The sequence below is a fragment of the Flavobacterium chungbukense genome (assembly GCF_020805785.1).
Classification (GTDB): domain Bacteria; phylum Bacteroidota; class Bacteroidia; order Flavobacteriales; family Flavobacteriaceae; genus Flavobacterium; species Flavobacterium chungbukense.
Genome location: NZ_JAJGZV010000001.1, coordinates 123,219 through 137,486 on the forward strand (window position 1 = coordinate 123,219; position 14,268 = coordinate 137,486).

The window sequence follows — 14,268 nt, forward strand, 5'->3', positions numbered from 1 at the left end:
TTTAATAGCAAGTTGCTAATTTTATTGAGGTTGCTTCTTTCCTCGAAATTGTAGAAGTTACTTATTTCGGTAACTCATACATTTTCGGCAACGAATTCACCAAAGCTGATTTCGATTTTAAACTATAGGCTTTAAAATCAGAAGCATTCGAAACAGTTCCGTTCGGTACATAATATCCATCAGCATTATTATTCCAAAACATGACATAACTTATTTGAATATCATTTTTAGTTAAAGCGTTATATAATAAAGTCGAAAACCAATCTGTAATGGCAGGTGTTGCACTAGTAACACGATATCCAGTTTCGGTTAAGGCGGCAATTTTTACTTTCGCTTTAGCGTAATCTGAAAGGATTTTGAGTTTAGCATTTGCTTTATCAGAACCAGTTTGTCCTTGATTGTTGAAATCTCCGTAATTATCCATTCCGATAATGTCAACATATTTATCGCCTGGATAACGACTCAAATAATTGGCTTCGGTTGTATAGGAGTTATCAGGAGAAAAAGCATATAAAATATTATGAACGCCTTTTGTGTTTTTTAGATAATCAACAGTAAACTGATACCCTTTTTTATATTCTTCAGGTGTACAAAAATCTGCACCCCACCAAAACCAGCTTCCATCAAATTCGTGAAAAGGTCTAAAGATTATTGGAATCAATTCACCATTTGAGCCTTTTAAATTGGAAATGACACTGGCTACTTTATCCAATTTCTTTTTGTACCATTCATTGTTTGCTCCGCCCGGTAAAATACTTCTAAAAGCAGTTGATTTTTGTTCAGCAGTCATATCAGCGGCATAAAAAGAATCTTCTTTATTAGGTTCTCTCAAATGCCAGCTGAAGGTGTTGATTATACCTTTCGCGTAAGCGGCTTTAATATCTGCAATTACTTTTTGTTCTTGTTGATAAAACCAATTGCCAGATTGATTATTGTTGTTTTTATCGGTAATAAATATAAAATCTGAACCCAAAACTGCTGGATCAAAACCAGTATTTTTTTTGATGTCTGAATCTCCACCTGCATCCTGATAATAGCTATTGAAAGCATCTTGTTGTCCAATTGCAGTTTTGGTTTTTGCGAGTCTTTTTAAGTTGTAAAAAAGTGCAACAGTTTCTTTTGTAGCACTGGCATCAACCATATAAGATGCAACATTTGAAGTCGTTAAAGGATCTTCTTGCGTTGGCGGATCTACTATAATTTCGTCCGTAGCATCTTTGTCTGATGAACAGCTAGTAGCAATTAGCACCGCTAAACTCAGATACATTATTTTTAAAAAATGTTTTTTCATTTTAGCTATTTTGTTTCAGGACTTAGTTTTGCATATTCTTCTTCACCAATTGCTATCATATTTATATCATCAAAAAAAACAGTTCCGTTTGTCTGGGCCAAGGCCAGCATAATTCTGATCTTTTTTGCATTTTCAGGTATTTTTACAGCCTTTTTATAGTTCGTCCAATCGGTTGTGTTTTTTGCTCTTGCAATGGTTTCTGAACTAATTTGTTTATCGGCTGCGTTGGTAAATTCTATAATAATTGCGGCAGCTTTGTATTCTTCTTTTTGACTTTCTACTTGGTCGGTTTTCATCCAAGCACTGCATTCAACAGCGTAACTATTTTTTGGAATTAAAATAACTTGATCTAAAGCTCTCCATTCTGCTCCTGTATATTGATTGATTAAGGCGCTGTTTCTTCCTGTCTTTTTGTCGTAAGATGAAAGTGCAGCATTTTCTTGACCAGTCCAATTAATCAAATCTCTTTCAAAGCCAGCGTTTTTGATAAGATTCATTTGAGCGTTTGTTATTGTAGAAAGAAATAAAAAACTAAAAAGTAAAAGCTGTTTCATGATAATGATATTGTTAGGATTAAAACTTGCGTAGGTTAATCGTGAATTCGGGCAATAAGTTCCAGACAGGCTCGGCCATTGTGATAAGGGCATTTCCAGAATCCGGCTTTATCTTTTTTCATTACAGTATAATCGCTGAAAACTCCCCAGTACCATTCTCCATTTTTCTGGTCAATCATGTGTTTTTTTGTGAATTTCCAGATTTTATAGACAATATCCAAATATTCTTCTTTTCCAATCAATTGATAAGCATTGTAAAAGCCAATTAAAGCTTCTGCTTGTGGCCACCAATGTTTTTCTGGAATCAATTCGTCTTTTTCAGGATCAAATTCATACCATAAACCTCCATCGTTATCTAAACCTTCTTTTGTTGCTTCCGCAATTTGAATGGCGTGTTTTTTATAATTGGCAATCAAAGTTTCATTTCCTGAAATTTCAGCACATTGCTGTAAAAGCCAAGCTGCTTCGATGTCGTGTCCGTATGAAATCACATCTGGTTTTTCGACCCAATTTTCGTCAAAAAACAAATGCAAGTGTCCCGTTTCTGGATTGATAAAATGTTTTTCAATTGTTTCTAGTAATTCAACAATGTCTTTTAGTAGTTTTTCGTCTTTCCAAACTTTATATAAATTCACATAACCTTCAATAATATGAAGATGTGTATTCATGGTTTTCTTTTCGTTGGCATCTTTTGCACTTAATCTCAAATCTTCGATGGGTTGCCAATCTCTTGTAAAAGCTTCAAAATACCCTTTATTTACTTTGTCGTAACTATGTTCTTGAATTTTTAGATATAGGTTTTTAGCAAGTTCTAAAGCTTTTTCCTCTTTAGAAATCAGATAATATTCAGATAATCCGTAGATGGCAAAAGCAAGGGCATAAATCTGATTTTTGGTGTCTTTTGGAGTTTTATCCTCATTAATACTCCAAAAAAGACCTCCAAATTGTGTGTCGTAAAAATTTGCAGCTAGATACTCAAATGCTCTTTTCGCCAGGTTTTTGTGGTTTTCGTTTTTTGTGGTTTGATAACTGGCAGAAAACGTCCAAAGAATTCGGGCATTTAAAACCGAACCTTTTTCTGCATTGGCGATTTGATCATCATTAAAATCGATTTGTCCGACGAAACCGCCATTTTGATTGTCTAAAGTTCGTTCTGACCAATAGTTTAAAATGGAATTCAGCTCGGCGTATAATTCAGATTTTAAAAGCTTTCTTTGTAGTGACACGATATTTTAAATTGCGTTATTTTTTTCAATTTGATTAATGATTGTTTGAACGGAACCTGCAGAAATAAAAGTGTCTGCGGGTGTATTTGTTACATAATCAACCAATTTTTCTACAGATGAAACGGCAACATGCATTCTTGTATCTGAGGAAGCGTAATAAATATAAACTGTTCCATCTTCATCTTCAATCCATCCATTAGAAAACAAAACATTCGAAACGTCACCAACTCTTTCAATTCCTTCTGGCCCCATAAAATGTCCAGCCGGAACATGCGTTACTTTTGCAATATCATTCAAATCGGTCAGAAACATATACAAAGTGTAGCGTAAACCTGCAGCAGTATTACGAACTCCATGCGCTAAATGTAACCATCCTTTTGAAGTTTTTATTGGTGCTGGACCAAGACCATTTTTCAATTCATAAATAGTATGGTATTGTTTTCCAAAAATGATTTTTTCCTCTTTTACAACGGGATTATTCATGTCTTCCACATAACCTAAACCAATTCCGCCGCCAGATCCAACATCAATAAAACCATCTTGCGGACGCGTATACAAAGCATATTTTCCGTTTACAAATTCTGGGTGTAAAACTACATTTCGCTGCTGTCCAGTATTTGAAATTAAATCAGGAAGTCTTTCCCAATTTACTAAATCTTTAGAACGAACAATTCCTGCATTGGCTACAGCCGAACTTGTATCTCCTTTTGGCGCTTTTGGATCTTTTCTTTCGGTACAGAAAATACCATAAACAAATCCGTCTTCATGATGTACAAGACGCATATCGTAAACGTTGGTGTCTGGTTCTTCTGTTTGCGGAATTACACAAGGCTTGTCCCAAAATTTGAAATTGTCAATTCCGTTTGGACTTTCCGCAATAGCGAAAAATGATTTTCTGTCGATGCCTTCAACTCGAACAGCAAGCAGGTATTTTCCTTTCCATTTCATTGCTCCAGCGTTAAAAGCGGCGTTTATTCCGAATCTTTCCTGTAAAAATGGATTTGTTTTTTCGTCAAAATCGAAACGCCAGTTTAACGGAACATGCGCCGCAGTTACAACAGGGTTTTTAAAACGGTCATAAATTCCGTTTCCTGCAATTTCTTGCGGGCTGTTTTTCTGTTCGATTAATGTTTTATGTTCTTTTTCCAACGCCGATTTTCTTTCCTGAAAAATGGCTGAAGATGTTATCGTTGTCATATTAATTGATTTCTGTGTCTGTTTTTAATGATTTTTGGTCTCTCTTTTCGTTTAAATCCTGTTCTATAATCTGTAATTTTTCTTCTGATAAAGGGTAAAATAAAATGAATGCTACAGAAATTGCAGCAGCAATTGCAGGAAGAATACTTAGCATTAATTGAATTCCGTTTTGAGCTGTTGCAGTTTGCTCAACATTGGCTTGAAAACCGTAATATCCTAAAAGCCATCCAGCTCCTGCGCCACCAATTGTCCATCCAAATTTTTGGGACATTGAAGAAGCAGAAAACACCAATCCTGTTGCTCTTCGACCTTGTTTCCATTCTGAGTAATCGGCACTGTCGGCATACATAGACCAGATTAAAGGAAAAATACAACCCGCACAAATACTGATTAAAACTTGAAAACTCATGATTAACACAATGTCTTCTTTTCCGAATAAATAGAAAATTAAACTTAAAATTGCCGCCAATGCCATTGCGCCAAAGAAGGTTTTCTTTTTACCAATTTTATTAGCAATTGGTGTTGCTGCAATAACTCCGATAATATTAGCCGCTTGTCCTAAAACCAAATAAATAGAAGTTGGAGTCATATGGAAATCGGTTCCGAAAAGCGAAAAATCAAAGTTTACCGAACTGCTTACATAATATTTAAAGTAATACACCGCGGCGCCATCTCTAATTGAATTAAAAACTAAAGCCCCAATTCCTGCTCCAAGCAAAATCCACCAAGGTTTGTTTTGTAAAAGATCTTTTAAATCTTCTTTTAAGTTATTTTGTTCATTTTCAATAGGTCTTATTCTCTCTTTTGTGAATGCAAAACAAGCCCAGAAAAAGACAGTTGTAATTAAACCGAAAATGGCAATTGTCGCCAGCCAGCCTGTTTTAGAGTTTAGATTTCCACCAAAATAATTGACCAAAGGCTCTATTAACCAAAGTGCCAAAAGACTTCCGCCGAAAGCAAAAACCATACGATAAGAAGAAAGTGTATTTCTTTCTTTTCTATCTGAAGACATAACGCCTAAAAGTGATGCGTAAGGAACATTGATTAAAGAATATATCATCATCATCAGAGAATAAGTCACATACGCGTAAATGATTTTTCCCTTTTCGTCAAAATCTGGAGTGTAGAAAGTTAGAACTCCAATCACGGCGAAAGGTATTGCTACCCAAAGTAAATAAGGTCTGAATTTTCCCCATTTGCTTTTGGTTCTGTCAGCCATAATTCCAACAATAGGATCAAAGCAAGAATCCCAGATTCGAGTAATTAAAAACATGGTTCCCACTACGGCGGGTGCTAATCCGAAAACGTCGGTGTAGAAAAATAACAGATACATACTGAAAATTTTCCAAAACATGGATGATGCAGCATCTCCAAGCCCGTAGCCGATTTTTTCTTTTAAACTGATTTTGTCGTGCATTGATTATTTTTTTGAGGTTTTGGTTTTGAGTTTAGGTTTTATTTTAAAACTTTTTTAATGTCTTTTTCAAATATAGTTTTATCCAGATTATAAAAATCGATAAAATCTTTTTCACTTACTTGTCCGCTAAACGGAGCGTAATAATGCATTTTTTGCTCTTTTTCCTGCCAACCATGATTTCTCCATAACAGGACATAAGAAATTTTGTAATCTCCAATTGCTTTTAGTAAGGTTCCTGTCCACCATTTTGGATCAGGAACAGCTTCGTATCCAGCTTCGGCCAAAGCCATCAATTTATGTTTTTTATTGCTGATTTCGTTTAGAATTTTAAATTGATTTTGAACTTCACGAACAAACTTTTCACCATTTGGATCATTACTATTCTGATAACTGTCAAAACTTAAAATATCTGCATAGTTGTCTCCAGGATAATTAGTTAGGAAATCAGTTTCACTGGCAAAACCACCTGTGTTATATACATAAATTAAATTATGAACTCCTTTTTTCTGCAAATAATCAAAAGTAAATTTCCAAGCCGTTTTAAATTCTTCTGGCGTGCAATTGCCTTTTCCCCACCAAAACCATCCGCCGGTAAGTTCATGAAAAGGTCTGAAAAGAATCGGAATGTTTTTTCCGTTTTTGTCTTTTAAAGAAAGGAAGAAGACAGCGGCTTTATCTAGCCAAGAAGTAAATTTTTTGTTGTTTTCTCCGCCAGGCAAAATAGTCTTTAGAGAATTAGGAACGTTATTCCAAGCATCTTTTCCTGTGGCAGGATTGTCAAAATGCCAGCTTATAGTTGAAATTCCACCTCTTTCATTTGCTTCAATAATATATTGTTTCATTTTTTCGAATGGAACTCCATCTATATTATTAGCATTATCTTTTTCTAAACCAGCAATATCCCATCCGTAAACCGCAGGATAGTCTCCAGCTGTTTCTTTTACGTCGCTTCTTCCATTTTCATATTTCCATTTAACCCCATACGCTAAATCATCCTGATGTCCGAAAAGAAAACCTTTTTTCGATAAAGTATTTAGTTTTCGATAAAGTGCTTTCGTTTCAGTTGTCGCTTTTTTGTCTGAAAGTGACAAATTAGTATTACTTGTATTTTTTTGCGATAGGCAAGAAGTACTTATAATTGCTGTTGTGAGAAGGATTATAAAATGGTTTTTCATTATAAAAATGGTTTTGATAATTGCGGTTAGAAGCAAAATATACAGTTGATTACAGTTTTAAAATTATTTCGTTTTCAACTCGAAAATATTTTAGTATTCTCTTGTTAAAATTATTAAAACTATAAAAAGTTATTTAATTAAAAATGATTAATGTTTATTATTAATACTCTTTTTAAAGAAATGATAATTTGATTTTTCAAAGATAAACGGATGAATATAGTGTAATTAATATTATTTTATCAATTATATATCATATTATTGCAGTCAAAAAGGAATATTGGTTTTCTGAAAATATTTTTAAGATGGGTACTACAAAGAATTTTTATAGAGAAATTGCGCCACTCGCATCGAGTGATAGTTTTTTGGTTTTTGATCGTGTAAAGGATAGTTTCGATTTTCCTGTTCACTATCATCCCGAATTTGAGATTAATTTTATCTTAAATGGAAAAGGTGTAAAAAGAGTCGTTGGAGATAATATTGAAGAAATTGACAATGTAGAGTTGGTTTTGATTGGTCCAAATTTATATCACGGCTGGGAGCTTAACAAGTGCACCAGTAAAAAAATCCATGAAATAACAATTCAGTTTCATAATGATTTATTTCATGAATCTTTGTTGTCTAGACGCATAATGAATCCGATACGGGATATGTTTAATAGATCTATTCATGGGATTCTTTTTTCGAAAAAAACAGCCGAGGAATTAACGCCAAGGCTCGTGAGGCTTTCAAAATTAGACGGTATGGATTATTTTTTAGAAATTACTTCTTTATTGTATGATTTGGCAAATTCTAGAAATCAGCGACTGCTTTCAACTTACACTGTTGATTATGATACTTTCGATGATTACGATAAAATGAAATTGGTTTATGAATATGTGCAGAAACATTTTGCTGAAAAAATCACTTTAGAAGATGTGGCAAATGTGGCAAGTATGTCTATTATTTCGTTTAATAGATTTATAAAAAAACGAACCGGTAAAACGTTTGTCAATTATATAAATGATATTAGAATTGGTTATGCCGCACGCTGGTTGGTTGAGAAAGATATGAGCGTTTCTGAAGTCGCTTTTAAATCAGGGTTTAATAATATAGCCAATTTTAATCGCAGTTTTAAAGCTACTAAAAACTGTACTCCCAGTCAATATAGAGAAGATTTCTCTGGATTGAAACGTATTTTATAGTGGTACTTTTTTGTCACTAATAAATATTATTTTTAACGAAAACGTTTGATTTTTGGCTTTTCGTTAGTTTTTATTCATGTTTTAGGTTGTTTTTGAGGATTGTCATTGCGAATAATTTAATATTTGTATGATTTTATTTTCATATTTGTTTTTTAAATCGATTACAGTAAAAATATTATCAATAAATGATATAATATTATCGATTTGATAATTCGCAGTGTTATAGATTTGTTAAATAATTTAAAAGATAAAATATATCCAGGCTCATTTTATCTCTTAGATTGGCAATAAACACTTTAAACTAACCAAACACTTATTATGAAAAAACTAATGACTAACTTTATTCATTGGAAAGCTAACCACAGAGCAGTTCCTTTGATATTATTTTTGTTACTGACAAGTAATTTTATTACAGCTCAGGTAAAGGTTTCAGGAACTGTTTCTGACGACAAAGGGTTATCAATTCCCGGAGCAAATGTTTCGATTGCAGGCTCTAAAACAACAGTTTCGACTGATTTTGATGGTAAATATTCTATAGATGTTCCGCCAAATTCCACTTTATTATTCTCATTTATCGGATTCACGACTCAGAAGGTTGCTGTAGAAGGTAAAAAAACAATTAACGTAATTTTAAAATCTAATGCAGAAGACTTAAAAGATGTAGTCGTAATTGGATACGGAACGCAAAAGCGTAAAGATGTAAACAGTGCGATTTCTAGTGTTGCCGCAAAAGATATTGAAAATCTTAAAGTAGCATCTTTTGATCAGATGCTGCAAGGTAAAGCTGCGGGGGTAGTCGTAAATAGTAACTCTGGAGAGCCGGGAAGTAATGTTTCGGTAAAAATTAGAGGAGTTTCTTCTTTAACGGGTACAAACGAACCTTTATATGTAATTGATGGTGTGCCAATTTCGGGAGATGCTAGAAATTCTTCTACTTCTGGAAGAAATGCTTCTGGAGATTCTAACTTTTCAAACAATGGAAATATTACTGTAAGTCCGCTTGCTTTAATTAATCCAAATGATATCGAGTCAATTGATATTTTGAAAGATGCTTCGGCAACTGCAATTTATGGTTCTCGTGGAGCAAACGGAGTTATTATTGTAACTACAAAGTCTGGAAAAAAGGGAACAGGAAAATTGTCTTTCGAAAATTCGTATTCGATTAGTACTTTGCCTAAGAAGTTGCATTCAATGAACTTGCAGCAGTATGCTACGCATCAAAATGCTTTGTCAGATGTTTATGATCCTTCGTCAAAACGTCCAGAATTTGCTCATCCAGAACTTTTAGGAAAAGGAACAGATTGGCAAGATGCTATTTATGAAACTGGAATTATGACTTCTAATCAGTTGTCTTTTTCTGGAGGTAAAGAAGGAATTAATTATTACATCTCAGGAGGTGTTTTGAATCAAGAAGGTATCGTTATTGAATCTGGCTTTAAAAGATATAATGTTAGAGCAAACGTAGATGCAAGAGTAAATAGCTTTATTAAAGTTGGAATTAATGTAAGTGGTGCCATTACAGACGAAAAACTTACTTTAAACGGACAGTTTAATGGAGTAGTGGCAACATCTTTATTGGCTACTCCAGATGTTGCAGTAAGAGAATTAACAGGTGCTTTTTCTGGACCTCCGTCTGGTAGTGCAGTATCATTTGTAAATCCTGTTGCAACTTCTCTATTAGGATCTAATACACTTGTTAGAAAAAATTATTCTGGAAATTTTTATACTCAAGTTGATTTGCTTAAAGGTTTAGAATATCGTTTCGAAGCTGGAGGTTATATATATGACAATTTAGGGCAGCGATTTGATCCTATGTATTCTTTAGGAACAGCAGTAAAAAGTTTTGCTAATTTATATTACAATCCGTCTTCGGGTAATTCATGGAACTTAAAAAACATGCTTACTTATAGAAAGACAATTGATAAACATAGTTTTACGGTTTTGGCAGTGCAAGAATCTAATAGATCGCATTGGGAAGGCTATTCAATAGAAGGAAATGGTTACAAAGATAATAGTAATCATACTCTTGCTGGCGGCGATTTAACAAAAGCGGTACTTAAAAGTACATATTCAGGGACACAAACTTTGGCTTCTTATTTAGGAAGGGTAGTTTACGATTATGGAGATCGATATGGTATTTCTGCAGCAGTAAGAACAGACGGTTCTTCTAAATTTTTCACAGGAAATAAATGGGGTGTTTTTAGTTCTGTTGGTGGTTCTTGGAAAATTTCTAATGAATCTTTTATGGAAGGAACAAAGAAATATGTTGACGGTATTAAAGTAAGATTTGGTTGGGGACAAACAGGAAACAATCAAATCGGAAACAATTTATACGATTCAAATCTTCACGTAGTAGTTAGTTCTATGGGAACTTCTTATCTGCCTTCAAATACTCCAAACAAAGATTTGAAATGGGAAACTCAAGATCAGACTAACTTAGGTTTAGATTTTAACTTGTTTAATTCAGCATTTAGTGCTTCTATAGATGTGTACAAAAAAGTTTCTAAAAACTTTTTATACCAAGTTCCATTGCCAAATTATCTTTCTGGTGGTGGTGATTACGAAGGTGGTGTGAATCCTCCATATTTTAATCTTGGTAGCATGCAGAATAAAGGTATTGAGGTAACTCTTGGTTATCATAAGAAATTATCTGAAAATTTTTCATGGGATTCTAGTTTAAACTTTACCAAATATGTAAATAAAGTTACAGATATGGCAGGTTTGAACATTGTAAAAACAACTGGAACATTAGCTTATAATACGGTAAGTGTTACAAGAACTCAAGAAGGTTTGCCAATAGGTTCATTTTTAGGGTATGAAGCTGTAGGAATCTATAGAACAGATGAAGATTTACTGACATACGGACATGTAGATGCTTCAGGAAATAGAGTTGTTTTGAAAAACGGAACAAATTCTCTTCTGCCGAATTTCGTAAAAGGAGATGTTATTTATAAAGATTTAAATAATGATGGTAAAATTGACCAAAGTGACTTAACGAATATCGGTAATCCAAACCCGAAATTCACTTATGGTTTTACAAACAATTTTAAATACAAAAATGTCGATTTGTCTATTTTCCTTCAAGGAACTGCAGGTAATAAGTTAATGAATTTGACTCGTGCATCTGGAACTATGAATAGTAACTTAGGAACTAACTATTTAACAGAAGCGGCAGATTTTTATTCGGCTACTAATTTAAATGGTGCTTTGCCAACACCTTCTAGTTATGATCATATTAATAATGCTGTTTCTAGCCGTATGATTGAAGATGGATCCTATTTAAGAATTCAGAACGTGACTCTAGGTTATTCTTTGCCACTTGATATGATTTCAAAAATCAAATTATCAAGATTAAGAGTGTATGCTTCAGGACAGAATCTTTTCACTTTTACAAAATATACAGGTTATGATCCTGAGGTAGGTTCTTATAATCAAGATGCATTAATGTCAGGAATTGATAACGGTCGTTATCCAGTGCCAAGACTAATTTCTTTTGGTTTTAATGTTGAATTTTAATAAAAAATAATATGAAAAATATATATAAAAGAGGAAGCATAGGCTTTATGGCGTTATTAATGTTGTTCTCGTCTTCTTGCTCTCAAGATTTTATAGATGTTCCTGCAGAAGGAAATCCGACAATAGGAAGTTATTACGATTCGGATGAAAAATTAGATAATGCAACTAACGGACTTTATGGTCTTGTTTGGTTTAATATGAACAAAGAAGGTTTTTACGGAATTACCGATGTTATTTCTGGTAATATGTATGCCGATATTTATAATGATTTTGGAGATTTTACAGATTTAAGTTTTACCAATACATCTAGATATATTTCAGATTCTTGGAGATCTTGTTTCGGTGCTATTGCAAATTCAAACGCTTATATTAGTAATTTACCGCAAAGTGTTGGTCCAAATGTGAGTAAAGAAGCTTTGAATAATACGTTAGGAGAATGTCACTTTATTAGAGCTTTTTCGTATTTCTTTTTGGTAAGATTATGGGGAAATGTGCCTATCATCGAAAATAATGCAGATTATTCTAAAAACTATGTTATTCCAAGTAACCCAACTGAAGACGTTTATAAATTCATCGAAAATGATTTGAAGTTTGCAATTGCTAATTTAAGAACTAAGAATAGAGGTTCAGATTATGCATCAAATGCTCACGTATCAAGCGGTTCTGCAAAAGCTATGCTGGCAAAAGTATATTTGTATCAAAAGAAATATGATTTGGCTAGACAATTGGCTCAAGAAGTAATCAACAGTGGAGAATTTAAATTGTTAGGAGGAGATCAATTGCCAACAAAATCTTTTGCTGACTTGTTTTTGCAAAAAAACAATAATAACGAAGAATCTATTTTTGCTTGGCAATGGACAGGAACTGGAGGTTATTTTGATGGTAATTTTACCAATACATTATTTGCTCCAGAAAACAGATTGGTAGAAACAACTTATTCAGGACAAATTGCGCCATCTCAGGATTTAATTAAAAACGGTTTTGAAAATGGAGACAGAAGAAGAATTGAGACTTTTATGCTTCCTGGAGATTTTTATCCAAACTTAACTTATGCTAAAACACTTGATTTAGGTGCTCCAAAAATTTTGGGATATACTTTTGAAATTGAATACGAAGCACAAAAATCGGGTGCTGGATTAAAAAAATATGTAATCGGAAAAGAAAATCTTCCAATAACAGGAGCGTTTAACCCAGTTAATAATGGAGAAAGCAGTATGAATAGTTACATGATGCGTTATGCAGAATTACTATTAATTCATGCCGAAGCTATTTTAGGCGGACAAACAGGAAGTACTTCAGATGCACAGGCACTTCAGTCCTATAATGCGGTTCGCAAAAGAGCTGGATTAGCACCAAAAACGGTTATAACATTTGATGATATTTTTAAAGAAAGACGCGCAGAACTTGCTTGCGAAGGAGATTATTATTTTGATTTAGGACGCTTGCCTTTTCAGAAAGCTAAAGCGATTCTAGAAGCGCAAAATAGAGGAAACAGAGAAGTTGAAAAGCATATTACTATTTCAGCTACAAATCTTTTACTTCCTTATCCAGCAGATGACTTGACTAAAAATCCAAAATTGAAAGAAGTAGTACCATATACTTTTAAATAATTTTAAAAATATACAACATGAAAAATTTAAAAATTGTATCATTAGCAGCATGTTTGGCATTGGTAATTTCTTTACTGCTTTTTACTTCATGCTCTAACGATGATAGTGCCGAGGTTTACTCTGGAGCACCTGTGATAGAATCGGTAATGCCTTCGGGTTATAATTTAGATGGTTCGTTGAAACCACTAGTTCCAACAACATTAGTAGATCCAAAAAACTATTATGTTATTCATGGAAAAGGATTTTCTACGACAACAAAAGTGTATTTTAATGATTTTGATACTTATTTCAGACCAACATTTGTAACAGATACTGATATAATTATTTTGGTAGATGAAGATACACCGTATGCAGATGCTGCTAATAAGCTAAAAGTAGTAACAAAAAATGGCACCGCTGAGTTTGATTTAAGAGTTGCGCCTCCTGTACCAACATTTAGTGGTTTCAATTATATAAACTGTGCAGAAGGCGATGAGGTAACTATTAAAGGTAAGTATTTTCTAAATCCTATCGTTACACTTGCTAAAACGGATACACAGCCAGCGGTTCCAGTTCAGGTAATTTCGTCGACATTGGAGCAGATTAAAGTGAAAATTCCAGCAAATGCAAATCATAGATATCTTACTGTAGCGAATATTTCAGGATCAGCAACTTCAAAAGAAGCTATTGGTACAGCATTGTATGATGATAAATTATATGGAATGCAATGGGGCGGACCTTGGGCAGGTAAAGGCGTTAATTTTGATTTCGGCGGAGATTCTTATCAAGGTGAAAAATCTTGGCAATGGGAATTTGGAGGCTGGGACGGTGGAAACTGGGGCTTTAATTTTGACATGACACCATATAAAGCATTAAGAGTTGCTGTAAAAGGCGCTAAAAATGGTCAGGTGAACTTTAGTGTAAATGGAGGGCCAAACTATGTAATTCCAGTTACAACAACTTGGGTTTATATGGAAATTCCGCTTGATAAATTAGGAAATCCTTCTGCTTTGACAATGATTACTTTTCAAGAATCTAATAATGACGGCGGTAATACTGTCTTGTTTGATGATTTAGGATTTGTATTAAAATAAGATTCTGTTTTGAGTTAGTTTGTGAGAT

Annotated in this window: 10 protein-coding genes; 4 read left to right on the forward strand and 6 right to left on the reverse strand. The window is 33.6% G+C overall.

From position 1 onward, the window contains the following. Nucleotides 1–61: 61 nt before the first annotated feature. From LL966_RS00590 to LL966_RS00615, 6 genes are read right to left on the reverse strand one after another with little or no spacing between them, the layout of a single operon-like run. Nucleotides 62–1,291, reverse strand: a complete 1,230-nt coding sequence (locus tag LL966_RS00590; RefSeq protein WP_229349186.1) for a glycoside hydrolase family 26 protein — start codon at nucleotides 1,289–1,291, stop codon at nucleotides 62–64. A 5-nt stretch (nucleotides 1,292–1,296) separates the two neighbouring features. Then, on the reverse strand, nucleotides 1,297–1,845 hold the full coding sequence (locus LL966_RS00595; RefSeq protein ID WP_229349188.1) for a carbohydrate binding domain-containing protein: 549 nt from the start codon (nucleotides 1,843–1,845) through the stop codon (nucleotides 1,297–1,299). Between the two features lie 35 nt (nucleotides 1,846–1,880). Beyond that, nucleotides 1,881–3,071, reverse strand: a complete 1,191-nt coding sequence (locus LL966_RS00600) for an AGE family epimerase/isomerase (RefSeq protein ID WP_229349190.1) — start codon at nucleotides 3,069–3,071, stop codon at nucleotides 1,881–1,883. A gap of 6 nt (nucleotides 3,072–3,077) precedes the next feature. Beyond that, complete coding sequence (locus LL966_RS00605; protein ID WP_229349192.1) at nucleotides 3,078–4,268, reverse strand: glycoside hydrolase family 130 protein; 1,191 nt, start codon at nucleotides 4,266–4,268, stop codon at nucleotides 3,078–3,080. A 1-nt stretch (nucleotide 4,269) separates the two neighbouring features. Continuing rightward, nucleotides 4,270–5,685, reverse strand: coding sequence for an MFS transporter (locus LL966_RS00610; RefSeq protein WP_229349194.1), 1,416 nt, complete (start codon nucleotides 5,683–5,685; stop codon nucleotides 4,270–4,272). A 38-nt stretch (nucleotides 5,686–5,723) separates the two neighbouring features. After that, the gene (locus LL966_RS00615) at nucleotides 5,724–6,860 is read right to left on the reverse strand and encodes a glycoside hydrolase family 26 protein (RefSeq protein WP_229349196.1); all 1,137 of its coding nucleotides are present in this window, start codon (nucleotides 6,858–6,860) and stop codon (nucleotides 5,724–5,726) included. A 302-nt stretch (nucleotides 6,861–7,162) separates the two neighbouring features. Between LL966_RS00615 and LL966_RS00620 the strand changes: the two genes are divergently transcribed. From LL966_RS00620 to LL966_RS00635, 4 genes are all read left to right on the forward strand, one after another. Continuing rightward, the gene (locus tag LL966_RS00620; protein ID WP_229349197.1) at nucleotides 7,163–8,041 is read left to right on the forward strand and encodes an AraC family transcriptional regulator; all 879 of its coding nucleotides are present in this window, start codon (nucleotides 7,163–7,165) and stop codon (nucleotides 8,039–8,041) included. A 318-nt stretch (nucleotides 8,042–8,359) separates the two neighbouring features. Next, on the forward strand, nucleotides 8,360–11,557 hold the full coding sequence (locus tag LL966_RS00625; protein ID WP_229349199.1) for a SusC/RagA family TonB-linked outer membrane protein: 3,198 nt from the start codon (nucleotides 8,360–8,362) through the stop codon (nucleotides 11,555–11,557). A gap of 11 nt (nucleotides 11,558–11,568) precedes the next feature. After that, nucleotides 11,569–13,167: a RagB/SusD family nutrient uptake outer membrane protein gene (locus LL966_RS00630; protein WP_229349201.1), complete on the forward strand. Its 1,599-nt coding sequence runs from the start codon at nucleotides 11,569–11,571 to the stop codon at nucleotides 13,165–13,167. A 17-nt stretch (nucleotides 13,168–13,184) separates the two neighbouring features. After that, complete coding sequence (locus LL966_RS00635; RefSeq protein WP_229349203.1) at nucleotides 13,185–14,240, forward strand: hypothetical protein; 1,056 nt, start codon at nucleotides 13,185–13,187, stop codon at nucleotides 14,238–14,240. Nucleotides 14,241–14,268 lie beyond the last annotated feature (28 nt).